Below are 20,794 nucleotides of genomic sequence, written 5' to 3' on the forward strand. Positions count from 1 at the left end.
TCGCCATGCGAACCGACTCTTCTCCCGGCACCCTGCCGGCGCGGGAGCACCTCCCGGCCGGCGACGCCGGTACGCCTGTCCTGGACGTAGTGATCCCCGTCTACAACGAGGAGAAGGACCTCCGGCCCTGTGTGCTCGGACTGCACGAGCACCTCACGCGCACCTTCCCGTACGCGTTCCGCATCACGATCGCGGACAACGCGTCCACGGACACCACCGCCCAGGTGGCGGCGCGGCTGGAGGCGGAGGTCCCGGAAGTCACCAACTTCCGCCTGGAGCAGAAGGGCCGGGGCCGTGCCCTGCGGACCGTGTGGTCCGCATCGGACGCCCCGGTCCTCGCCTACATGGACGTCGACCTGTCCACCGACCTGAACGCGCTGCTGCCGCTGGTGGCGCCGTTGATCTCGGGCCACTCCGACCTGGCGATCGGGTCCCGGCTGGCCCGCTCCTCGCGGGTGGTCCGGGGTCCCAAGCGGGAGTTCATCAGCCGCGTCTACAACCTCATCCTGCGCGGCTCGCTGCAGGCCCGCTTCTCGGACGCGCAGTGCGGCTTCAAGGCGATCCGGCGTGACGTCGCCCAGGTGCTGCTGCCGCTGGTCGAGGACACCGGCTGGTTCTTCGACACCGAGATGCTGGTGCTCGCCGAGCGCGCGGGCCTGCGGATCCACGAGGTGCCGGTCGACTGGGTCGACGACCCCGACTCGACGGTGCACATCGTGCGGACGGCGACCGACGACCTCAAGGGCGTGTGGCGGATCGGCAGGGCCCTGACCACCGGTTCGCTGCCGCTGGACCGGCTCACCCGGCCGTTCGGCGACGACCCGCGCGACCGGGAGATCAAGGACGTACCGAACGGGCTGGCCCGCCAGCTGGTCGGATTCTGTGTCGTCGGCGGTCTGTCCACCCTGTTCTACCTGGCGCTGTACAGCGTCTTCCGGCAGTTCTCCGGCTCTCAGGTCGCGAACGCGCTGGCCCTGCTGGTCTCGGCCGTGGCGAACACGGCGGCCAACCGGCGGCTCACCTTCGGGGTGCGCGGCCCGGGCGGGGCCGTCCGGCACCAGGCACAGGGCCTGGTGGTCTTCGGTATCGGCCTCGCCCTGACCAGCGGTTCGCTCGCCGCGCTGAACGCGGCCACCTCCGACCCCGCGCACTCCACCGAACTGGCGGTGCTGATCGCCGCCAACCTCGCGGCGACGGTGCTGCGCTTCCTGCTGTTCCGTGCGTGGGTGTTCCCCGACCGCGGTGAGACCGCCCCGGCCTCGACGGCCGTGACCGGGCACCACCCGTCCTCGGCGAGCCGCAGCACGGTGGTTCCGCGGCAGCAGGGTCCGTACGCCCCGCTGCCGCAGCGTCCGGCGGTCCGCGAGCCCCGGGCCACGTACGACACGACTCATGGCACGTCGTACGACACGACTCATGACACGAAGTACGACGCGACGTACGACACGACCCGGTTCCGCGCCGGTGAAGCCGCGGACCGCTCCTGGAGGGACGCGACGATGCGGCTGCAGCCGGCCCGTCCCCACGACACCGACCCGAGGGACGCCCGATGAGCACCGACACCGACCACCCCACCCACCCGGGGGGCACAGGTCCCTCCGGCTGGGGTCCGGCCGAGGCCGCCGCTTCCCCGGCCGCTTCCCCGGCCGCCTCCCCGGGCCGGCCCCAGGCACAGCGGCCGTCCGCGGCCCCGGCGCCCGGTGCGGGTGAGCCCGAGCAGCCCTTCGTCCGCAGACTGTGGCGGGGCCGGCCCGAGGACCCGCGCTGGGTGCGCCCGGCCTTCCTCGGCCTGCTGGCCGCCACCTTCCTGCTGTACCTGTACAACCTGAGCGCCTCCGGCTACGCCAACTCCTTCTACTCGGCGGCCGTGCAGGCGGGCAGCAAGTCGTGGAAGGCGTTCTTCTTCGGTTCGCTGGACGCGGGCAACGCCATCACCGTCGACAAGCCCCCGGCCTCACTGTGGCCGATGGCGCTGTCGGTGCGGATCTTCGGCCTCGATTCGTGGGCGATCCTGGTGCCCGAGGTCGTCATGGGCGTCGCCACGGTCGCCGTGGTGTACGCGGCGGTGCGCCGCCGGTTCAGTCCCGCGGCCGGTCTGATCGCGGGTGCGGTGCTCGCGCTCACCCCCGTCGCGGCGCTGATGTTCCGGTTCAACAACCCGGACGCGATGCTGGCGCTGCTCATGGCCCTCGCCTGCTACCTGGTGGTGCGGGCCGTGGAGGACGGCCGTACGAGGTGGCTGGTCTGGGCGGGGGTGGCGATCGGCTTCGCGTTCCTCGCCAAGACCCTGCAGGCCTTCCTGATCCTGCCGCCGCTGGCGATCGTGTACGCGGTGTGCGCGCCGGTGTCGCTGAGGAAGCGGTTCGGGCAGCTGGCCGCGGCGACGGCCGCGCTGGTCGTCTCGGGCGGCTGGTGGGTCGCGATCGTCGAGCTGTGGCCCGCCTCGTCCCGTCCGTACGTCGGCGGTTCGCAGAACAACTCCTTCCTGGAGCTGACCTTCGGCTACAACGGCCTCGGCCGGCTGAGCGGCGACGAGACCGGCAGCGTGGGCGGTGGCGGTGGTGGCGCGCGCGGCGGTACCGGCATGTGGGGCGAGACCGGCTGGAACCGGATGTTCAACTCCGAGGTCGGCGGCCAGATCTCCTGGCTGCTGCCGGCCGCGCTGGTGCTGCTCGTCGCGGGCCTGGTGGCCACCCGGAGGCTGGGGCGGACCTCCGTCACCCGCGCCTCGTTCCTGGTGTGGGGCGGTTCGCTGCTGATCACCATGGTGGTCTTCAGCTACATGGCGGGCATCTTCCACCAGTACTACACGGTGGCCCTCGCCCCCTACCTCGCGGCCGTGATCGGCATGGGCGCCGGGCTGCTCTGGGAGAAGCGGCAGGAGACGTGGGCGTCGATCACCCTCGCCGCCTCCGTAGTGGCGGCCGCGGCCTGGGGGTACGTCCTGCTCAACCGCACCTCCGACTACCTGCCCTGGCTGAAGTGGCTGGTGCTGGTCGGCGGTCTGGCCGCCGCGCTCGGCCTGGTCTTCGCCGGCCGGGTGACCCGCCGACTGGCGCTCGGTGCGGCGGCGGTCGGCCTGGTGGCGGCGCTGGCCGGTCCGACCGCGTACACCCTCAGCACGCTGCGGGAGGGCCACACCGGTTCCATCGTCACGGCGGGTCCGGCCGGCGCGAGCATGATGGGCGGCGGCCGTGGCGGTCCCGGCGGCGGCATGCCGGGCCAGGGCCCGCAGGGACAGCGGAACGGCAACGGCAACACCCAGGGCCAGGGCCCGCAGGGCAACGGCACGGGCGGGTTCCCCGGCGGCGGTATGCCGGGCCGGAACCAGCAGAACGGCGGGGGCACCACCCAGAACCAGCAGAACGGCGGGGGCTTCCCCGGCGCCGGCCGGATGGGTGAGGGCGGCCGTATGGGCGGCGCCGGTGGCGTCGGCGGTCTGCTGAACGGGGCCGGCGTCGGCTCCGAGGCCAGGAAGCTGCTCGCGGCGGACGCCGGCAGGTACACCTGGGTCGCCGCGTCCATCGGCTCCCAGAACGCCGCGAGCTACCAGTTGGCCACCGGTGACCCGGTGATGGCGATCGGCGGCTTCAACGGCACCGACCCGTCGCCGACGCTCGCCCAGTTCAAGAAGTACGTGGAGGACGGCAGGATCCACTACTTCATCTCGGGCGGCGGCATGGGCGGTGGCGGCAACAGCGGCACGTCGTCGCAGATCACCTCGTGGGTCCAGAGCAACTTCAAGAAGGTGACGGTCGGTTCGGCCACCTTCTACGACCTCACGCGGAAGACCGGTAGCTGACGGCTGTCGCGGAGGCCGGTTCGCGGAGGTTCGCGGGGGGAGGCGGTGGCCGAGGGGCCACCGCCTCCCTCGTGTCGACCGGGGCACGCGGCCGCGGACGGGGTACGGCTCTGGCATCGTGGAGAGTGGCCCCACAGGTCGAGGAAGGTGCGCCGATGGCGAAGGCTGGCGAGCGGTCTGCGCGGTCCAGTGTCTGGCTGGAGGGCAAACCGCGCCGGGGCGGACGAGGGCAGCCCTCAGGGCTGGACCGTGACCGGATCACCGAGGCCACCGTGCGGCTGCTGGACGCGGAGGGACTGGCGAAACTCTCCATGCGGCGGCTGGCCGCCGGGCTGAACGTCACCGCGATGTCCCTGTACTGGTACGTCGACACCAAGGACGACCTGCTCGAGCTGGCGCTGGACGCGGCCCTCGGCGAGCTGCGGCTGCCCGACCCGGAGGCCGCGGACGAGGACTGGCGGGACCAGGTGCGGGCGCTGGCCAGGGAGTACCGGGGGCTGCTGGTGCGGCATCCCTGGCTGTCGCCGCTGGTGGGCCGGTTCCTGAACATCGGGCCGAACTCGCTGGCCTTCTCGCGAGTGCTGCAGCGGGTCATGCGCCGGGCGGGGCTGCCCGCGCACGGGGTGACCGGTGCGATCTCGGCCGTGTTCCAGTTCGTGTACGGCTACGGCACCGTCGAGGGGCATTTCTCCGAGCGGGCCGCGGACACCGGACTGAGCCCCGACGACTACTTCCAGCAGGCCATGAGCGCGGTGACCGGGACGCCGGGCGAGGCCGCCGTGTTCCTGGCCGAGTCCGAGGAGATCATGGCGGCCCGCGGCGGCGACACGGTCAAGGAGATGCTGGAGCGGGACTTCACCTTCGCCCTGGACCTGCTGGTGGCAGGCATCGAGGCGATGGTGGAACACGGCTGACCGGGCCCCGCGGCTACTCCCCGCTCACCAGTCGTGCCGGGAAGCCGCCGGTGGCGACGGGGCCCCAGCGTTCGGGGGTGATGCGGATGATGGACTTGCCCTGCTTGACCATGGCCTGCCGGTACTCGTCCCAGTCCGGGTGCTCGCCGGCGATGTTGCGGTAGTACTCGACCAGGGGCTCGACGGAGTCGGGGGTGTCGATGACCTCGGCGGTGCCGTCGATCTGGACCCAGGGGCCGTTCCAGTCGTCGCTCAGGACGATCAGGCTGACCCGCGGGTCCCGCTTGGCGTTGCGGGTCTTGGCTCGTTCGGGGTAGGTGGAGACGACGATCCGGCCCGAGTCGTCGACCCCGCAGGTCAGCGGCGACCCCTGGGGTCCGCCGTCGGTCCGCCGGGTCAGCAGGATCGCGTGGTGGCGTGGGCGTACGAAGTCCAGCAACTCGTCGAGGGACACGGCGGTGTTGGTCGCGATGTTCGGTGCCATACGGCCAGCGTAGGCCGCCGCCGCCCGGATCCCGAGTCCACTACGCCGTCAGGGCCTCCGTCAGGTCGTCGTACACCGGGACGTCGCGGCGTACGCCGGTCAGCTCCAGGACGCGGCCGGGCAGCTCTCCCGGGTGGGCCACCACGCGTACCTGGGTGTGCGGGGGCAGAAGGCGGCGTACTTCGTGGATCAGGCGGGCGCCCTGGGAGTCGAGGAAGCCGGTGTCCGTGAGGTCCAGCACGAGCACGTGCAGCCGGCCGGCGCGGGCGCGGGAGACGGACAGCACGTGGGCGAGCAGGTCGTCGGCGTTGCAGAAGTCGATTTCCGGGGGGAGCGTGAGCAGGGTGCGGCCGGGCAGGCCACTCGGGTCGCGGGGAGTCGGGAGGAAGGTCACGGCACTCACCTGAGGGCAGACGGTCGTCGTCCGGATTCCTGACGGAACGGAACGAGGCCGCTTCCTGACCCGCGGCCCATTCCACCACGCGTCGTGCGGTCACGGAAGCGCGCCGACGGGTCGTCGGGCGAAGGTCACCTTCCGGCAACAGAGCAGCTAGAGTGCTGTTCGTCCTGTGCTCGCAGTCGGGAATGTGCTGCGGAGCTCTCCTGCGCATGGCCGTGAGGCCTTGCATGCCGAAGAGGTTCGTGGTGACTGCGTCTGACTTTTCCGATGTGCCCGGTTTGCCGGTTGGCTTCGAGCTGGCCGAGGCGCTCACCGTGGCGGCTCGGCAACTGCACGAGACCACCACCCCGGACGGCACCCTGCGCACAGCGGTCAATCTGGCGGTCGACCTGCTGCCCGGAGCCGAGCACGCCGGGATCTCCGAGATCGAGCGCGGCGACCTGCGCCGTACGATCGCCTGGACCGACGAGGTGGTACGGACCGCCGAGTCACCGGGCGGCACCGAAGGCGCACCGCACTGGGAGCAGTTGTGGCACGCGCCGGTGGCGCGGATAGAGGACATCGGGACCGACGGCGGCGGTGGCCTGCTGTCGGACCTGGGGCTGCGTTCGGTCCTCTCCCTGCGGCTGCGTGCCGACCGACGCCGGCTCACCGTGCTGACCGCCTACTCCCGCAAGCCGCGCGCCTTCGACGAGGCCAGCACCCGGGTGGGCCGGCTGTTCACCGCCCACGTCAGCCTGGCCCTGCAGTCGGTGACCGTCCGCGAGCAGCTCACCGAGGCGATGCGCACCCGGGACCTGATCGGGCAGGCCACCGGCATCCTGATGGAACGCCTGGACATCGACGCGGCGGAGGCCTTCGACAGCCTGGTCCGCACCTCCCAGCGGGAGAACGTCAAGCTGCGTGACCTGGCCCGTCGCATCGTGGGCAACAAGGAAGGGGCCTGAGGGGGACGGGCCCGGCCCGGCACGGGGAGGCGTGAAGGGGCCCACACTCTGCTTCGGCGGGCGATGACGGGATATCCGATAGGCCATGAGACCTGAGACCCCCGACACGCTGGACCGGGCGATGGCGCGCAGCGGCGGTCTCGACACGCTGCTGCGCGATCTGGCCGACCGTGCCGTGCACGAGGTGCCCGGCGTGGTGGCGTGCAGCGTCACCGTGCGCCGCGCCGACCGGCTGCTCACCCTGGCGGGCAGCGGCGGCATGCCCGGCGGACTGGACCAGCGGCAGTACGAGAACGGCTCGGGCCCGTGCGTCGACGCCGCCGGCACCGGGCAGGAGCAGTACGCGCCGGACCTGGCCCGGGAGACCCGCTGGCCGGCGTACCGGGCGTACGCGCTCTCCGTCGGTGTCCGCAGTGTGCTGGCGCTGCCGCTGGACGTCGAGGGGGAGACGGGCGCGGCCCTCAACTTCTACGCCGCCGGGCCGGGCGCGCTGGAGTCCGGCCTCGAGCAGGCCAGGAACTTCGCGCAGCGGGCCGCGGACACGGTGAACGTCGCCCTGCACATCGAGCGTGAGCAGCAGTCCACCGCCGACGTGCGCGTGGCCCTGCTCTCCCGCAGCGTCATCGACCAGGCGATCGGCATCCTGATGGCCCGCGAACGGGTCGACGCCCGGATCGCCCTGGAGCGGCTGCGCCGCGCCTCCCAGGACCGCAACGTCAAGCTCCGCGACCTGTGCACCGATCTGGTGACCCGGGTCGGCGGCACCCCGCCGCCCTCGGCGTAGCGCTCCCCGGCCGAGCGGTGGCGGCTCAGCCGAGCGGCAGCGACTCGCCCTGTACGGCCTGGATGTCCAGCTCCACCTTCAGCGTCGTGCCGATGGCCGCGATGCCGGCCTGCAGGACCTGGTTGTAGTTCATCGCGAAGTCCTCGCGGTGCAGCTGGGCCGTCGCCCGGAAGGCCGCGCGGGTGCCGCCCCACGGGTCGGCGCCGGTGCCGAGGTAGGCCAGGTCGAGGTCGACGGGGCGGACGACACCGTGCATCGCCAGCTCGCCGTGCACGGTCCAGCGGTCGGAGCCGGTGGCCTTCAGTCCCGTCGAGTGATACGTGATCTCGGGGTGCCGCTCGACGTCCAGGAAGTCGGCCGAGCGCAGGTGGGTGTCACGGGTGTCGTTGCCCGTGTCGACGGAGGCGGCCCTGATGACCGCCTGGACGCGGGACTTGGTGACGTCGTCGGGGGCGATCTCGATCGAGCCCGAGAAGTCCCTGAACCGGCCGTGCACGCTGGAGATCCCCAGGTGCTGGGCGACGGCGGCCACCGAGGAGTGCGCCGGGTCGATGGTCCACGGTCCGGGCGGGGGCAGTTCGGTGCCGCCCTGCCGGGCCAGCGTCACCGTCCCGACCTCGGCCCGCCCACTGGCGGTGACGAGCGCGCTGGCGGCTGCGGGCGCGTACCCGACGGCCGTGACGATCACCGTGTACGCTCCCGGCGCCAGTTCGGTGGTGTCCCGCACCGCGCCCTCGGCGTCCGCCTCGGCGCGCAGTACCTGGGTGCCCGTCATGTCGGTCACCGTGACGACCGCGTGCGACACGGCCCAACCGTCGCGGGTACGGATCCTCGCGGTCAGTCCCATCCCGTCAACTCCCTGAAAAGCTCTGAATAGCGCTATAAATCGCGCACATGGAAGCCGGCCCGGGGCAGCGCGGGCTGCCCCGGGCCGGCCGTGGACTACTCGCCGGGGTGGGCGAGTTCGATGTCGTGGTCGTCGACTCCGGTGCCGGACAGCGTCAGCGCCGTGGCGGCCGGCGGGTAGCCCGTCGCGATGACGGTGTACTCGCCGCTGTCCAGGTCGGCGAAGGCGTACGCCCCGTCCGCCCCGGTGGTGGCCGTGCCGACCACGTTGCCCGCCGCGTCCACCAGGGTCACGCGGGCGTCGGCCAGCGGACCGTGCGGGGCCCGTACGACGCCCTGGAGCTGGGCGCCGGCGTCCAGGTCGACCTCGAGCCGGGTGACGCCGGTGGCGCCGATCTCGACGGGCAGGGCACGCGGCCGGAAACCGGCGGCGTTGACCGCGACGGTCACCACGCCCGGCACCAGTTCGGTGAAGGCGAAGTCGCCCTGCTCACCGGTGTTGCCGGTGGCCAGCAGATCGCCGCGCACATCGGTGACGATCACCATGGCGTCCTTGACCGGCAGCGCGCTCCCGGCCGCCCGGACCACACCGCTCAGCCCGCTGGTACCGCTGAGCAGGATGTCGTACGACACCGGCTCCTCGCCCACCAGCACGGTGGACGCCTGCGGCTGGTAGCCGTCGGCGGAGGCGATCAGGACGTAGGAGCCCGCACCAGGGGCGCTCAGCGTGTAGGAGCCGTCGGCCTGCGCGACCGAGCGGCCCAGCTGGCGGCCGGAGAGCGAGATCAGGGTGACCGCGGCCTGCGGGACCGGGGCGCTCTCGGCGCCGCGGACGAAGCCGTGCAGGGGGGTGCCGCCGGACGCGGACTGCTCGGGCGCGGCCACCGTGGCGACGGCCGCGAGGCGCCGCGTGCCCTCGGGGCCGGTCTCGGTGCCGGCGGTCGCGGCGGCCCAGCTGGGCACCCGCTCCTCTCCGGCGGGCTCGGACACCTCGGCGGCCGGGGCCTGGGCCTCGGCGACGGCCGGGGCGGCGGCGGGGTCGACCGGCGCGGCCTCGGTCTCGGCGGCCTGCGCCAGCGCGCCCTTCGTCCGCAGCGGGACCTCCTTGATGAACAGGGTGATCAGGAAGGCGATGGCCGCGAGGCCACCCGCGATGTAGAAGACGTCGGCGATGCCGTGGCCGTAGGCGCTCTCCAGGAGCGTGCGCAGCGGCGCGGGCAGCCTGTCCATGTCCGGGATGCTGTCCGTGGAGCCCGAACCGGCCAGTGCGGCCTGGTACTTGGGGCTCAGGGCGGAGATGCCGTCCTGGACGTAGTGCGTGATCCGGTGCGACATCACCGCGCCGAGGGCGGAGACGCCGACCGCACCGCCGAGGGAGCGGAAGAAGGTGACCGTGGAGCTGGCCGAGCCGAGGTCGGACGGGGCCACCTGGTTCTGCGTGGCGAGCACCAGGTTCTGCATCATCATGCCGATGCCGAGACCCAGCAGCGCCATGAAGATGGCCATCTTCCGGTAGTCGGTGTCGTAGCGGATGCCGCCCAGCAGGCACAGGCCGGCCGTCACCAGGACGCCACCGCTGACCAGCCAGGCCTTCCAGCGGCCGGTGCGGGTGATGAACTGACCCGAGACGGTCGAGGAGACGAACAGACCGCCGATCATCGGGATGGTCATGACGCCGGACATCGTCGGGGACTTGTCGCGGGCGAGCTGGAAGTACTGGCTGAAGAACACCGTGCCGGTGAACATCGCGACACCGACGAACAGCGAGGCGAGCGACGCCAGCGTGATGGTGCTGTTCCTGAACAGGCGCAGCGGGATGATGGGCTCGCTCGCCTTGGACTCGACGAGCACGAACAGCGCGCCGAGGACGATCGAGCCGCCGACCATCGCGTACGTCTGCCACGACACCCAGTCGTACTTGTCACCGGCGAAGGTGACCCAGACCAGCAGCAGGGAGACGGCGGCGGAGATGAAGAACGCCCCGCCCCAGTCGACCTTCACGTCCCGCTTCACCACGGGCAGGTGCAGGGTCTTCTGCAGCACGATCAGCGCGATGACGGCGAAGGGCACGCCGACGTAGAAGCACCAGCGCCAGCCCAGCCACGAGGTGTCGGTGATGACACCGCCGAGCAGCGGGCCGCCCACGGTGGCGATGGCGAAGGTGGCACCCAGGTAGCCGGAGTAACGGCCGCGCTCACGCGGGGAGATCATCGCCGCCATGACGATCTGGGCCAGGGCGGACAGACCGCCGACGCCGATGCCCTGCACGACACGGCAGGCGATCAGCATGCCGGGGTTCTGCGACAGGCCGGCGGCCGCCGAGCCCAGCACGTAGATGACCAGGGCTATCTGGACGAGCGCCTTCTTGCTGTACAGGTCGGCGAGCTTGCCCCACAGGGGAGTGGCCGCGGTCATCGACAGCAGGGCGGCGGTGACGACCCAGGTGTAGGCGGACTGGCCGCCGCCGAGGTCGCTGATGATGTGCGGCAGGGCGTTGGTGACGATCGTGGACGACAGGATCGCCACGAACATACCGAGCAGCAGCCCGGAGATCGCCTCCATGATCTGCCGGTGCGTCATCGGGGCGTCGGCGCCTGCGCCTCCCCCGTGCTTGGCGTGAGCCCGCACACCGGCTGGTGTGGTCGTTGCCATGGGCTTCCTTTTCCTACGTCTTATGCGGGTGTACGGGTGGTCGTCTCGAGTACGGGTGTGGCGGCCGGTGGTCTGTGGGGGGTCCGGCAGTCGCCGAAGCTCGCCCTGAGCCGGGTCATGAGGCGGATCAGCTGGCCCACCTCCTCGTCGGTCCAGTCGCTCAGCCGCTCGGCCAGCAGCTCGCTGCTGCGCCGGGACAGCTCGCAGACCTTGTCCTCGCCCGCCGGGGTGAGGCGCAGGATGCGCGAGCGCTTGTCCGCCGGGTCGGGTGCCCGCTCGATCCAGCCCCGCTCGGCGACATGCGTCACGTGCCGGCTGGTCACCGACATGTCCACGGCCAGCAGCTCGGCGAGCTTGCTCATGCGCATGTCCCCGTGCCGGCCGAGCAGCGTCAGCACGCCGGCGGAACCGGCCGGGCAGTCGGGCGGCAGGATCCGTCCCAGGTCCCGTTTCACGGCGCCGAAGGCGCTGAGCTGACGCGCCAGCTCTTCGAACTGCGTCTGCTGCGCCATCACACCTCCCGTATTCGTTGCTTGTGGCAACCATAGAACTGGTTGGTTGCCGCAGGCAAACATAATCGGGGTCGGCGAGACAAAAAATTGGCAAAGGCAAGTATGGCGTCCGTAAACACGCAGGTGGGTGGGGCGGCCGAGTGCATGGCCCCGTACCCGGCCCCCCACTTGGGCCGTCCCCCGCGATTCGCTAATGTCTCGGGCCATGGCTAACACCCAGGGCCCCCAGGGCAACTACGACCCCGCCGGCAGCACCCAGATGTTCCGCGCGTTCGTCGACGAGGCCCCTCAGGGGCGGCAGCAGCAGGCGGCCACCTCGTCCGGTCCCCGCGTCGGTCTGATCGTCGGCGTCGTCGCGGCGATCGTCGTCGTGGCGGCGGTGGCCTGGCTCGCGCTCGCGTAGCCGCTGTCGGCTACTTCCATTCCACGTGCACGTCGCGCGTCTCGACGTGCATGCCGAGAGGCACCCTCCAGGCGTCGACGCACACCGTCCAGGTGTGCTCCTTCCGTGCCCCGGCGGCGATCGGCGCCGGCAGGTCCCCGGCCGACCCCACGGTCGCCCAGTCGGTGCCGAGCGCGTCGACGATGTGCGTCCCGAAGCTCACCGTGCCCGAACGCACGGCCTGGCCGCCCGAGTTGTGGAAGTCCACGGTCACGTCCTCGCACCAGCGCTTGTCCGTGGGCTCGCGGGTGGGCTCGCTCCAGTTCAGGGCGGCGGGGCCGGGAGCGGGCGTGGAGGGCGGCGGCTTCGGCGCCGAAGGGGGTGGTCCCGACGGGGGAACGGACGGCTTCGGGGCCGTACTCCGACCGGCCCCGGGGACTCCCTCCGTACCGGGTGAAGCGGGGCCGGGACTCCCGCCGGAGCCGGACCGTTCGGTGTGGCGCCCCGGTGCGGCGCCGCCCGCCGAGGGGGCGTCGCTCGCCGAAGGAGCGCCGCCGCCCGCCGAGGGGGCGTCGCTCGCCGAAGGAGCGCCGCCGTCCCGGCCGGGGGTCCTGCCACCGCCTTTCGCAGGGCTGTCGAGCGGCACCAGTGTCACCGCGTCCGTGAGGGCCGCGGTGGGCAGCGCGCCCGGCGTGCCGCCCACCGGACCGACCGCGGCGTAACCCTCGCCACCGCCGCTTCCGCATGCGGTCAGGGCCGCGCCGAGACAGACGACGGCCGCCGACACTGCCGTGACGACGGCGCACCGGCGGCCATGAGTCGATCCTGTCGGCCCTGTCGATCCTGTCGGCCCTGTCGGCCCTGTCGGACCCGTGGGCCCTGTCGGACCCGTGGGCCCTGTCGGACCCGTGGGCCCTGTCGGACCCGTCGCTCCCGTCACTCGAAGCATCACGCCATACTGGCTGACGATCCGTCAGACGGGAAGGGGGGCGGTCAGTCCGAGATCAGGCCGTCCCGCAGCTGTGCCAGGGTCCGGGTCAGCAGCCGGGAGACGTGCATCTGGGAGATGCCGACCTCCTCGCCGATCTGGGACTGGGTCATGTTGGCGAAGAAGCGCAGCATGATGATCCGCCGCTCCCGGGGCGGGAGCTTGGCCAGCAGCGGCTTCAGGGACTCCCGGTACTCCACGCCCTCCAGGGCGGTGTCCTCGTAGCCGAGCCGGTCGGCCAGGGAGCCCTCGCCGCCGTCGTCCTCGGGGGCGGGGGAGTCCAGCGAGGACGCCGTGTAGGCGTTGCCGACCGCCAGGCCGTCCACCACGTCTTCCTCGGAGACGCCCAGGACGGCGGCGAGTTCGGTCACCGTCGGGGAGCGGTCCAGCTTCTGGGAGAGCTCGTCGCTGGCCTTGGTGAGGGCCAGCCGCAGCTCCTGGAGGCGGCGCGGGACGCGGACCGACCAGGAGGTGTCGCGGAAGAACCGCTTGATCTCGCCCACGACCGTGGGCATCGCGAAGGTCGGGAACTCCACGCCCCGCTCGCAGTCGAAGCGGTCGATCGCCTTGATCAGGCCGATGGTGCCAACCTGGACGATGTCCTCCATCGGTTCGTTGCGGCTGCGGAAGCGGGCCGCCGCGTACCGGACGAGGGGGAGGTTGAGCTCGATCAGCGTGTCCCGGACGTAGGCGCGCTCGGGGCTGTTCTCGTCGAGCGCGGCGAGCCGCAGGAACAGGGAGCGGGACAGCGTGCGGGTGTCGATGTCCGCCGAGGCCGGCAGGGCCGGGGTGTCGGCGGCCGGGATGGCCGGGGCCTGCGCGGACTCGAGGGGCGTGACGTCGTCGATCACGTCGAGCGCATCGAGTTCCTTGGGTGCTGCCTCGCTCATGGTGGGCGTGAGCACCTTCGAGCTGCCCTGTTCTGCGGACATGCCACCCCCTTTGGGTCGCGGGACGGTCGCGGCTGCGCTCGGACGAAGGAACGCAGCCCTCACCTGAATACCGGAGCCGAAGCCACGGCAAACGCGCTTCCCGCAGAATGTCACATGTCGGCAACACGCTGTAGTGACATGTCGACACACAGGAAGCGAATCGGCCCTGGAAAGAAGGGGTCTGACGGTATTTCGAGGCACAACTGTCGGGAAGTTCCCCGCTGAGTGATTCGCTCGCGCCGGTTATGACTCGATCCTGCTTGCGAGTCTTATCCGTGATACCCCGCGTGATCCCGTGCGCACTCCGGTGCGCCCCCTGCGCCCCTCGTGCGTATTCCCAGGTTGCCTATGCCTCGATCCGGTTTGCGGAACGCAGTCGCTGGAAGCTGCGTGCGAGGAGGCGGGACACGTGCATCTGGGAGACGCCGAGTTCCGCGCTGATCTGTGACTGGGTGAGATTGCTGTAGTAGCGCAGCAGCAGAATTCGCTGTTCTCTTTCGGGGAGTTGGACCAGTAGATGGCGTACGAGGTCGCGGTGCTCGACCCCGTCCAGGGCCGGGTCCTCGTAACCGATCCGGTCGAGCAGTCCCGGCAGTCCGTCGCCCTCCTGTGCGGCCTCCAGCGAGGTGGCGTGGTAGGAGCGGCCGGCCTCGATGCAGGACAGCACCTCCTCCTCGCTGATGCGCAGCCGCTCGGCGATCTCGGCGGTGGTGGGGGTGCGGCCCAGGGCGGTGGTCAGGTCCTCGGTGGCGCTGTTGACCTGCACCCACAGCTCGTGCAGCCGGCGCGGTACGTGGACGGTGCGGACGTTGTCCCGGAAGTACCGCTTGATCTCGCCGACCACCGTCGGCATCGCGAAGGTCGGGAACTGCACGCCCCGGTCCGGGTCGAAGCGGTCGATGGCGTTGATCAGGCCGATGGTGCCGACCTGGACGACGTCCTCCATGGGCTCGTTGCGGGAGCGGAAGCGGGCGGCCGCGTACCGCACGAGGGGCAGGTTCGCCTCGATCAGCGCCCCGCGGATCCGGGTGTGCTCCGGGCTCCCCGGCGTCAGCTCCTTGAGCTGGGCGAAGAGCACCTGGGTGAGCGCGCGGGTGTCGGCGCCGCGGCGCTTCTCCGGAGCGGGTGCCTCCTCCTGGGGCGGCGCAGTACTGGCCGACACGGTCAACGCCACCTCTTCATCGGTCCTCCGTCAAAAGGCGGTCATAGCATCACAAGACATGTGCACTGTGTGCAAGCACCGCATAACCCCGTGTTGAGGACAACTTGGGGCAAAAACCACCCGCAAGAAGGAGTGCGGCGAGAAGCAGCGCAGCCCCCCGCCGTTGCGGCGGAGGGCTGAAGAGACGGAGGTCGCGGGCTCAGAACTCGTAGTCGGCGATCACCCAAGTGGCGAACTCCCGCCACAGGCCGACGCCGGCCTGGTGCTCCGGGTGCTCCACGTAGCGGCGCAGCGCCTCCGCGTCATCGAAGGCGGAGTTGATGGCGAAGTCGTAGGCGATGGGCCGGTCGCTGGTGTTCCAGCCCAGCTCCCAGTGGCGGATCTCGGGGATCCTGCCGTCCAGGGCGCGGAAGGCCGCCTCGCCCGCGGCGACCCGCGGATCGTCGCGGCCGACGCCCTCGTCGAGCTTGAACAGGACCAGGTGGCGGATCATGGGTTTCGGCTCTTTCCGGCTAGGGCCTGTCCGGCGGATCAGGTCACAGGAAACGGGTGATGCCTCATCGGCGCTGGTGAACGGGGCGAATGGGGGCGCCCCCGCGTGAGCTCGGTTCGAGCGTGGGGGAGCGTCCGGCCGCAAGGCGGCGGAGGGCGTGCCAAGCCCCGCGTCTGCGGCATGATCCGCCGAACAGGCCCCAGCCGGCTAGTTCTTCGCTCCGTCGGCGACCCAGGTCATGAAGTCCCCGATGGCCTTCGCGGCGTCCGATATGCCCTGGAAGCCTATCTGGACGTAGTCGGCGGCCTTCGCCGGGTCTGTGATGATCACGTACAGAGCGAAGACCACGAGCACGTACACGGTGATCTTCTTGGCGTTCACCGCCACCGCGGCCTCCCCTGTCGCTGACTGTGCCGTGCGCTGCTGACCGCGCCGAGCGCTGTTGATAATCGCACAAAGGGCCCCGTCCAGCGGACGGGGCCCTTTCACAGCGGTAGCGGAGGGATTTGAACCCTCGGTGACTTGCGCCACACTCGCTTTCGAGGCGAGCTCCTTCGGCCGCTCGGACACGCTACCGAGGGAGACCTTACAGCAAGGTGGGCCGTGCTCCGAAATCCTTTCCGGGGCCCCGAACCGCCGGGCTTCAGCGCTCGCGGAAGAAGTCGGTGAGGAGCCGGGCGCAGTCCTCGGCCAGTACGCCCTCGACGACCTCGGGGCGGTGGTTGAGCCGCCGGTCGCGGACCAGGTCCCAGAGCGAACCGGCCGCGCCCGCCTTCTCGTCGCGGGCGCCGTACACCACCCGCTCCACGCGGGCCTGCACCAGCGCGCCCGCGCACATGGTGCAGGGCTCCAGCGTGACCACGAGCGTGCAGCCGGCCAGCCGCCATTCCCCGAGTCTCGCCGCGGCCCGCCGCAGCGCGAGCACCTCGGCGTGGGCCGTCGGGTCGCCGGTGGCCTCGCGCTCGTTGTGCCCGGCCGCGAGCACCGTCGTACCGTCCCTGGACAGCACGACGGCGCCGACGGGAACGTCCCCGCCCCGGACGGCCGTCCGAGCCTCGTCCAGGGCGAGCCGCATGGCGGCCCGCCAGCGGTCGCGAACCGGGTCGTGCGGGGCGGTCAGCGGACGGTCTCCAGCACCTCCGAGGCGCCCAGGGCCTCGGCGATGGTCCCGAGCGCGTCGTCCGCGTCCAGGGCGCGCAGCTCCTTCTCGCCGATGCCCAGGTCGTCGAGGATCTCGCTGTCGCCCACCGGGCTGTGCGGCACCGAGTCGGCGGAGGAGCCGTCCTCGTCATCGTCGTCGGACTCGCCGTCCTCGGTGCCGTCGAGGTCCAGCGCGTCCAGGTCGGGGCCGTCGGAGCCGGGCTCCCGGCCGAGCAGCTCGTCGGTGAGCAGCAGTTCGCCGTACGCACTGCGTGCGGCGGCGGCGGCATCCGAGACGTAGATACGAGGGTCGTCCTCGCCGTCCACGCGGACGACGCCGAACCAGGCGTCCTCCTGCTCGATCAGCACGAGCACCGTGTCGTCGTCGGGGTTGGCTTCCCTGGCCAGGTCGGCCAGATCCGCCAGGGTTTCCACATCGTCGAGCTCTGTGTCGCTCGCTTCCCACCCGTCTTCGGTGCGCGCGAGCAGTGCGGCGAAGTACACCGTGACTCTCCCACTGGTCATAGGCGTGCCGGTTGGGGGTCCCCCCGGCGGAGGTTCTTGGGCGGAGAGAGCTCTGGCTCCGAGCCCCACCCACTCGGAATCGTGGCAGAAACAAGGCGTTCAGGGGACGTCTTCCGCTCCCTGTGTCCGGCAGTTTTGATCGCATGGACGCATACGGGCACCCGCGCGTCCATGACGGAGTCACCAGCGCACTCGTTGCCGCCACCTGCGGATCGTACGCGGCTTTTCCCGCGGTCCACGCACGGCATTACCGGGAACACCCCGGGAAAGGCGGATCTTCCTACCAGCGGAACGTTCGCATGCGCATGGCGTGGCGGAGTCTGGCCACCTTCGCCCGGCGGGGCTGGACCCGGTCGCGCAGCTCCCGGGCCTCGGCGAGCTCGCGCAGGAACCGCGCCCGGCGGCGCCGGCGCTCGGCGTCCGTCTCCGGCCGCGCCGTGTGCGTGTCGTCCACGGAGGCGTCCTCGGGTATGTCGGATCGGTTCTCTGGCAGGTCAGGCACAGTCACACCACCCCAGTCCGTCCCTCCACTTTCCCCCGGACGGGTGGTTTGATGCCAGAGCGAGCGGTGGGGCGGCGCGGTTACTGTTATGGGCATGCGTCTCCACGTCGTCGACCACCCCCTGGTCGCCCACAAGCTCACCACCCTGCGCGACCGGCGCACCGACTCCCCGACCTTCCGCCGGCTGGCCGACGAACTGGTCACCCTGCTCGCCTACGAGGCCACGCGGGACGTGCGCACCGAAGCGGTCGACATCGAGACCCCGGTCGCCGTGACCACCGGCGTCAAACTGGCCCGTCCGCGCCCGCTCGTCGTGCCCATCCTGCGGGCCGGTCTCGGCATGCTGGACGGCATGATGCGGCTGCTGCCGACCGCCGAGGTCGGCTTCCTGGGCATGATCCGCAACGAGGAGACGCTCCAGGCGTCCACCTACGCCACCCGGATGCCGGAGGACCTCTCCGGCCGCCAGGTGTACGTCCTGGACCCGATGCTGGCCACCGGCGGCACGCTGGTCGCGGCGATCCAGGAGCTGATCAGGCGCGGCGCCGACGACGTGACGGCCGTGGTGCTGCTCGCCGCGCCGGAGGGCGTCGAGGTGATGGAGCGCGAGCTGGCGGGGACCCCGGTGACCGTCGTCACGGCGGCCGTCGACGAGCGCCTCAACGAGCACGGCTACATCGTCCCGGGCCTCGGTGACGCGGGCGACCGGCTGTACGGGGCGGCCGAGTAGGCCGTCAGCAGTCCTTCTTCTTCACGGTGGACGCCGGCGCGGGCGCGGACAGCTCGGCGACGGCCTTGTCGGCGTCCGCCTGCTTGCTGAGGTTCTTGAACCCGTCGCCGATGATCAGGTCGACGGCGTCGCCCTTGCGGGCGGCGTCGGCGTGCTGCTCGGTGCCGGTGAGCTGCGCGGCGACGACGGGCAGCGAGGTGTTCAGGGCCGACGCGGGGCCGAGGAGCACTCCGGTGCCCTTCACCTTCTTGTCGTACTGCTTGGTCGCGTTGCCCACGTCACCGATGCGGAACCCGCGCTTCTTCAGCTGGTCCGCGGTGGCCTTGGCGAGGCCGGTGCGGTCCGTGGCGTTGTAGACGTTGACGGTGATCTTCCCGGGCGCGGGCAGCGCCTTGGGGCGCGCGGCGGGGCTCGCCTTGGTCGTGCAGTCCTTCTTGGAGCCGACCGTCTCGGACCTCCCGCCGCCGGTGAACACGTCGATGAGCTGCATCGTGCCCCAGCCGGCGACTCCCAGTGCGGCGACGCCGGCCACGGCCATGAAGGCGAGCCTGCCGCGTCTGCGGGGAGGACGCATCCGCGGGTACTTGCCCCCCGTGATCCGGTACTGGCCGCCCATGCCGGGGGGAGTCAGCATGCTCATGAGCGCAGCGTAGTGCGCCCGGGCGACGATTCCTACTAGATGATCATTCGGCGCCGGTCACCAGAACCCGAAAGGGGCAATTCGCGGTACGCCGGCTGATTCAGTCGAGCTCGAGCACGCGCGCGTGCAGGACCTGACGCTGCTGGAGCGCCGCGCGGACCGCGCGGTGCAGGCCGTCCTCCAGGTACAGGTCGCCCTGCCACTTCACGACGTGTGCGAAGAGATCGCCGTAGAAGGTCGAGTCCTCGGCGAGGAGGGTCTCCAGGTCGAGCTGGCCCTTGGTCGTCACGAGCTGATCGAGGCGGACCGGGCGCGGCGCGACGTCCGCCCACTGCCGGGTGCTTTCCCGGCCGTGGTCGGGGTACGGCCGGCCGTTTCCGATGCGCTTGAAGATCACACGGAAAGCCTACCGGTCCTGACGTTCCGGGCGCAGCCCAGGCGACACAGCGCGGCATTGGAAAAGACACCGTATACGGGTCATACCCGTCGTGGGCGGGCCGCGAATCGTTGTGCACAGGCTGTGGACGGGACGTCCGAGGCCGCCGGTCGGCGAGGGCCTGCCGGGGCCTCCGGGGCGGTGGCCGGCAGCGGACGGGGGCCGCGGGGCATGGCCGAGGGGCCGGGTGACGGGTGGTGGGGGGTGTCGGGGGCCCGCCGTCCCGGCTGCTTGCCGGCGGCCTTCGCCGCCTTCATCTCCTGTTTGTGCGCGCGCACCTTGGCCAGTGACACCGGGCCGGTGATGTCGGCGACGGAGCGGAAGGACTTCGGCTCGCCGTAGGCGCCGGCGGCCTCGCGCCAGCCCGTGGGCCGCACGCCGAGCTGTTTGCCGAGCAGGGCGAGGAAGATCTGGGCCTTCTGTCTGCCGAACCCGGGCAGGTCCTGGAGCCGCCGGAGCAGTTCCCGTCCGTCGCCGACGCCCTTCCAGACGAGCTCGGCGTCGCCGTCGTAGTGCTCGACGAGGTACTGGCACAGCTGCTGGATCCTCCCCCACTCTCGGCTTCGCTCGAGCGGGGGGACCCCCACGGCCATGGACCCGGGGTAGCGGTGCACGGCCGGCTTCTCCGACAGCAGGGCGGCGAAGGACTCCGGGTCCCGGGCCGCGATGTCGTGCGCGTCCAGGTCCTCGGCGCCCATCCGCCGGGCGATGGTCGAGGGTCCCTTGAACGCCCACTCCATCGGGACCTGCTGGTCCAACAGCATGCCGATCAGCGCGGCGAGCGGGGACCGCCCGAGGAGCTCGTCGGCCTCGGGGTCCTGGGCGAGGTGCAGGGTGACGTCCAATGACCCCGATCATCCCCCGGGCCGGGCCCACGCGCTTCTCCGCCCGTCGCGTACGGTCTCGCATCCGGCCCGCCCGCCCCGGGGGGTAGCCTGCCGGGATGACGGTGACGCACGACGGGCCCGAGAGGCCCGACGGCCCGGTCACGGCCGAGTTCCTGGTCGCCCACTACGGTCTGGAGCCGATCCCCCGCGAGGGCGGGCTGTTCCGGCAGACCTGGGCGGGTCCCGGGAGAGCCGACGGCCGCCCGGAGGGCACGGCGATCGTCGCCCTGCTCACCGCGGACGACTACTCGGCCCTGCACCGCCTGCCCACCGACGAGATCTGGCACTTCTACCTCGGTGACCCGCTCCACCTGCTGCTCCTCGCCCCCGACGGGACGTCCGCCCACCCCGTGCTGGGTCCGGACGTCCTCGCCGGACAGCAGCCGCAGCTCACCGTGCCCGCGGGCACCTGGATGGGCGCGCGGGTGGCGGCGGGCGGCGCCTGGACCTTCTTCGGCTGCACGATGGCCCCCGGGTTCACTTTCGAGGGCTACGAACACGGCGCCGCCGCGGACCTGGCGGCGCGTCATCCCGCCGAGGCCGCCCGGATCGCGGAACTCTGCCGTCCATGAACTCCGCGGGGCGGTGAGCACGGCCGCCCTCCGCCGCGTACATACCGGGAGGTACGCGAGTCCG

The 20,794-nt window shown here is 71.5% G+C and carries 23 protein-coding genes, 1 tRNA gene and 1 pseudogene; 8 read left to right on the forward strand and 17 right to left on the reverse strand.

Going from position 1 to position 20,794, the window contains the following annotated elements; genetic code table 11:
* The first annotated feature begins 5 nt into the window (after positions 1–5).
* From ACWC21_RS06255 to ACWC21_RS06265, 3 genes are all read left to right on the forward strand, one after another.
* Entirely contained in the window at positions 6–1,553 is a 1,548-nt protein-coding gene (locus tag ACWC21_RS06255) for a glycosyltransferase (protein WP_450878671.1), read from the forward strand.
* The gene (locus tag ACWC21_RS06260; RefSeq protein WP_450878673.1) at positions 1,550–3,802 is read left to right on the forward strand and encodes an ArnT family glycosyltransferase; all 2,253 of its coding nucleotides are present in this window, start codon (positions 1,550–1,552) and stop codon (positions 3,800–3,802) included. The genes ACWC21_RS06255 and ACWC21_RS06260 overlap by 4 nt, the downstream gene beginning before the upstream one ends.
* Positions 3,803–3,957: 155 nt before the next feature.
* Complete coding sequence (locus tag ACWC21_RS06265) at positions 3,958–4,716, forward strand: TetR/AcrR family transcriptional regulator C-terminal domain-containing protein (RefSeq protein ID WP_450878675.1); 759 nt, start codon at positions 3,958–3,960, stop codon at positions 4,714–4,716.
* Between the two features lie 13 nt (positions 4,717–4,729).
* Here ACWC21_RS06265 and ACWC21_RS06270 read toward each other — a convergent pair whose 3' ends face one another.
* Together ACWC21_RS06270 and ACWC21_RS06275 are read right to left on the reverse strand one after the other, a co-directional pair.
* Positions 4,730–5,200: a PPOX class F420-dependent oxidoreductase gene (locus tag ACWC21_RS06270; protein WP_450878677.1), complete on the reverse strand. Its 471-nt coding sequence runs from the start codon at positions 5,198–5,200 to the stop codon at positions 4,730–4,732.
* Between the two features lie 40 nt (positions 5,201–5,240).
* Positions 5,241–5,594: an STAS domain-containing protein gene (locus tag ACWC21_RS06275; RefSeq protein ID WP_450878679.1), complete on the reverse strand. Its 354-nt coding sequence runs from the start codon at positions 5,592–5,594 to the stop codon at positions 5,241–5,243.
* Between the two features lie 233 nt (positions 5,595–5,827).
* On the opposite strand from ACWC21_RS06275, the gene ACWC21_RS06280 reads away from it, so the two are divergent.
* On the forward strand, positions 5,828–6,547 hold the full coding sequence (locus ACWC21_RS06280) for an ANTAR domain-containing protein (RefSeq protein ID WP_450878681.1): 720 nt from the start codon (positions 5,828–5,830) through the stop codon (positions 6,545–6,547).
* Positions 6,548–6,632: 85 nt separating this feature from the next.
* Positions 6,633–7,331 carry a GAF and ANTAR domain-containing protein gene (locus tag ACWC21_RS06285; protein ID WP_450878683.1) on the forward strand — a complete coding sequence of 233 codons (699 nt, stop codon included), beginning with the start codon at positions 6,633–6,635 and terminating at the stop codon, positions 7,329–7,331.
* Positions 7,332–7,356: 25 nt separating this feature from the next.
* Here ACWC21_RS06285 and ACWC21_RS06290 read toward each other — a convergent pair whose 3' ends face one another.
* The 3 genes from ACWC21_RS06290 to ACWC21_RS06300 form a co-directional block, all read right to left on the reverse strand.
* Positions 7,357–8,178, reverse strand: a complete 822-nt coding sequence (locus tag ACWC21_RS06290) for a YceI family protein (protein ID WP_450878685.1) — start codon at positions 8,176–8,178, stop codon at positions 7,357–7,359.
* A 95-nt stretch (positions 8,179–8,273) separates the two neighbouring features.
* Complete coding sequence (locus ACWC21_RS06295) at positions 8,274–10,829, reverse strand: MFS transporter (protein ID WP_450878687.1); 2,556 nt, start codon at positions 10,827–10,829, stop codon at positions 8,274–8,276.
* Between the two features lie 20 nt (positions 10,830–10,849).
* Complete coding sequence (locus ACWC21_RS06300) at positions 10,850–11,341, reverse strand: MarR family winged helix-turn-helix transcriptional regulator (RefSeq protein WP_450878689.1); 492 nt, start codon at positions 11,339–11,341, stop codon at positions 10,850–10,852.
* A gap of 205 nt (positions 11,342–11,546) precedes the next feature.
* Here ACWC21_RS06300 and ACWC21_RS06305 point away from each other — a divergent pair, with 205 nt between their 5' ends.
* Positions 11,547–11,744 (forward strand): hypothetical protein, encoded by a 198-nt coding sequence (locus ACWC21_RS06305; RefSeq protein ID WP_450878691.1) that lies wholly within the window; start codon positions 11,547–11,549, stop codon positions 11,742–11,744.
* A 10-nt stretch (positions 11,745–11,754) separates the two neighbouring features.
* Here ACWC21_RS06305 and ACWC21_RS06310 read toward each other — a convergent pair whose 3' ends face one another.
* From ACWC21_RS06310 to ACWC21_RS06350, 9 genes are all read right to left on the reverse strand, one after another.
* A complete protein-coding gene (locus tag ACWC21_RS06310; RefSeq protein ID WP_450878693.1) occupies positions 11,755–12,510 on the reverse strand; it encodes a hypothetical protein in 756 nt (251 codons plus the stop codon).
* Positions 12,511–12,716: 206 nt separating this feature from the next.
* Positions 12,717–13,643 carry an RNA polymerase sigma factor SigF gene (locus tag ACWC21_RS06315; RefSeq protein ID WP_450878695.1) on the reverse strand — a complete coding sequence of 309 codons (927 nt, stop codon included), beginning with the start codon at positions 13,641–13,643 and terminating at the stop codon, positions 12,717–12,719.
* Positions 13,644–13,989: 346 nt separating this feature from the next.
* Complete coding sequence (locus tag ACWC21_RS06320) at positions 13,990–14,811, reverse strand: RNA polymerase sigma factor SigF (RefSeq protein ID WP_450878818.1); 822 nt, start codon at positions 14,809–14,811, stop codon at positions 13,990–13,992.
* A gap of 193 nt (positions 14,812–15,004) precedes the next feature.
* A complete protein-coding gene (locus tag ACWC21_RS06325) occupies positions 15,005–15,298 on the reverse strand; it encodes a Dabb family protein (RefSeq protein ID WP_450878697.1) in 294 nt (97 codons plus the stop codon).
* A gap of 207 nt (positions 15,299–15,505) precedes the next feature.
* The gene (locus tag ACWC21_RS06330; RefSeq protein WP_388802864.1) at positions 15,506–15,685 is read right to left on the reverse strand and encodes a hypothetical protein; all 180 of its coding nucleotides are present in this window, start codon (positions 15,683–15,685) and stop codon (positions 15,506–15,508) included.
* Positions 15,686–15,789: 104 nt separating this feature from the next.
* Positions 15,790–15,874: transfer RNA gene (locus ACWC21_RS06335), tRNA-Ser, on the reverse strand.
* 67 nt (positions 15,875–15,941) lie between these two features.
* Positions 15,942–16,373 carry a tRNA adenosine(34) deaminase TadA gene (gene tadA / locus ACWC21_RS06340; RefSeq protein WP_450878699.1) on the reverse strand — a complete coding sequence of 144 codons (432 nt, stop codon included), beginning with the start codon at positions 16,371–16,373 and terminating at the stop codon, positions 15,942–15,944.
* A gap of 41 nt (positions 16,374–16,414) precedes the next feature.
* Positions 16,415–16,942, reverse strand: a complete 528-nt coding sequence (locus ACWC21_RS06345) for a tRNA adenosine deaminase-associated protein (RefSeq protein WP_450878819.1) — start codon at positions 16,940–16,942, stop codon at positions 16,415–16,417.
* Between the two features lie 301 nt (positions 16,943–17,243).
* Positions 17,244–17,435 (reverse strand): hypothetical protein, encoded by a 192-nt coding sequence (locus ACWC21_RS06350; RefSeq protein WP_450878821.1) that lies wholly within the window; start codon positions 17,433–17,435, stop codon positions 17,244–17,246.
* A 124-nt stretch (positions 17,436–17,559) separates the two neighbouring features.
* Between ACWC21_RS06350 and upp the strand changes: the two genes are divergently transcribed.
* Positions 17,560–18,195 (forward strand): uracil phosphoribosyltransferase, encoded by a 636-nt coding sequence (gene upp / locus ACWC21_RS06355; RefSeq protein WP_450878701.1) that lies wholly within the window; start codon positions 17,560–17,562, stop codon positions 18,193–18,195.
* Between the two features lie 4 nt (positions 18,196–18,199).
* Here upp and ACWC21_RS06360 read toward each other — a convergent pair whose 3' ends face one another.
* The 3 genes and pseudogenes from ACWC21_RS06360 to ACWC21_RS06370 form a co-directional block, all read right to left on the reverse strand.
* The gene (locus tag ACWC21_RS06360) at positions 18,200–18,811 is read right to left on the reverse strand and encodes a LytR C-terminal domain-containing protein (protein WP_450878823.1); all 612 of its coding nucleotides are present in this window, start codon (positions 18,809–18,811) and stop codon (positions 18,200–18,202) included.
* A gap of 124 nt (positions 18,812–18,935) precedes the next feature.
* The gene (locus tag ACWC21_RS06365) at positions 18,936–19,232 is read right to left on the reverse strand and encodes a type II toxin-antitoxin system VapB family antitoxin (protein WP_003999914.1); all 297 of its coding nucleotides are present in this window, start codon (positions 19,230–19,232) and stop codon (positions 18,936–18,938) included.
* Between the two features lie 257 nt (positions 19,233–19,489).
* A pseudogene (locus ACWC21_RS06370) lies at positions 19,490–20,116 on the reverse strand (HhH-GPD-type base excision DNA repair protein); the annotation flags it as partial.
* A gap of 98 nt (positions 20,117–20,214) precedes the next feature.
* Between ACWC21_RS06370 and ACWC21_RS06375 the strand changes: the two are divergent.
* Positions 20,215–20,730, forward strand: a complete 516-nt coding sequence (locus ACWC21_RS06375) for a cupin domain-containing protein (RefSeq protein ID WP_450878703.1) — start codon at positions 20,215–20,217, stop codon at positions 20,728–20,730.
* Positions 20,731–20,794 lie beyond the last annotated feature (64 nt).

The organism is Streptomyces sp. NPDC001348, from assembly GCF_053597535.1.

What these genes read in the sequence shown, in the direction of transcription:
- ACWC21_RS06255 (WP_450878671.1), top strand. Translation starts at nt 6, where the DNA reads ATGCGAACCGACTCTTCTCCCGGCACCCTGCCGGCGCGGGAGCACCTC.
- ACWC21_RS06260 (WP_450878673.1), top strand. Translation starts at nt 1,550, where the DNA reads ATGAGCACCGACACCGACCACCCCACCCACCCGGGGGGCACAGGTCCC.
- ACWC21_RS06265 (WP_450878675.1), top strand. Translation starts at nt 3,958, where the DNA reads ATGGCGAAGGCTGGCGAGCGGTCTGCGCGGTCCAGTGTCTGGCTGGAG.
- ACWC21_RS06270 (WP_450878677.1), bottom strand. Translation starts at nt 5,200, where the DNA reads ATGGCACCGAACATCGCGACCAACACCGCCGTGTCCCTCGACGAGTTG.
- ACWC21_RS06280 (WP_450878681.1), top strand. Translation starts at nt 5,828, where the DNA reads ATGCCGAAGAGGTTCGTGGTGACTGCGTCTGACTTTTCCGATGTGCCC.
- ACWC21_RS06285 (WP_450878683.1), top strand. Translation starts at nt 6,633, where the DNA reads ATGAGACCTGAGACCCCCGACACGCTGGACCGGGCGATGGCGCGCAGC.
- ACWC21_RS06290 (WP_450878685.1), bottom strand. Translation starts at nt 8,178, where the DNA reads ATGGGACTGACCGCGAGGATCCGTACCCGCGACGGTTGGGCCGTGTCG.
- ACWC21_RS06295 (WP_450878687.1), bottom strand. Translation starts at nt 10,829, where the DNA reads ATGGCAACGACCACACCAGCCGGTGTGCGGGCTCACGCCAAGCACGGG.
- ACWC21_RS06300 (WP_450878689.1), bottom strand. Translation starts at nt 11,341, where the DNA reads ATGGCGCAGCAGACGCAGTTCGAAGAGCTGGCGCGTCAGCTCAGCGCC.
- ACWC21_RS06305 (WP_450878691.1), top strand. Translation starts at nt 11,547, where the DNA reads ATGGCTAACACCCAGGGCCCCCAGGGCAACTACGACCCCGCCGGCAGC.
- ACWC21_RS06315 (WP_450878695.1), bottom strand. Translation starts at nt 13,643, where the DNA reads ATGTCCGCAGAACAGGGCAGCTCGAAGGTGCTCACGCCCACCATGAGC.
- ACWC21_RS06325 (WP_450878697.1), bottom strand. Translation starts at nt 15,298, where the DNA reads ATGATCCGCCACCTGGTCCTGTTCAAGCTCGACGAGGGCGTCGGCCGC.
- tadA (WP_450878699.1), bottom strand. Translation starts at nt 16,373, where the DNA reads ATGCGGCTCGCCCTGGACGAGGCTCGGACGGCCGTCCGGGGCGGGGAC.
- upp (WP_450878701.1), top strand. Translation starts at nt 17,560, where the DNA reads ATGCGTCTCCACGTCGTCGACCACCCCCTGGTCGCCCACAAGCTCACC.
- ACWC21_RS06360 (WP_450878823.1), bottom strand. Translation starts at nt 18,811, where the DNA reads ATGGGCGGCCAGTACCGGATCACGGGGGGCAAGTACCCGCGGATGCGT.
- ACWC21_RS06375 (WP_450878703.1), top strand. Translation starts at nt 20,215, where the DNA reads ATGACGGTGACGCACGACGGGCCCGAGAGGCCCGACGGCCCGGTCACG.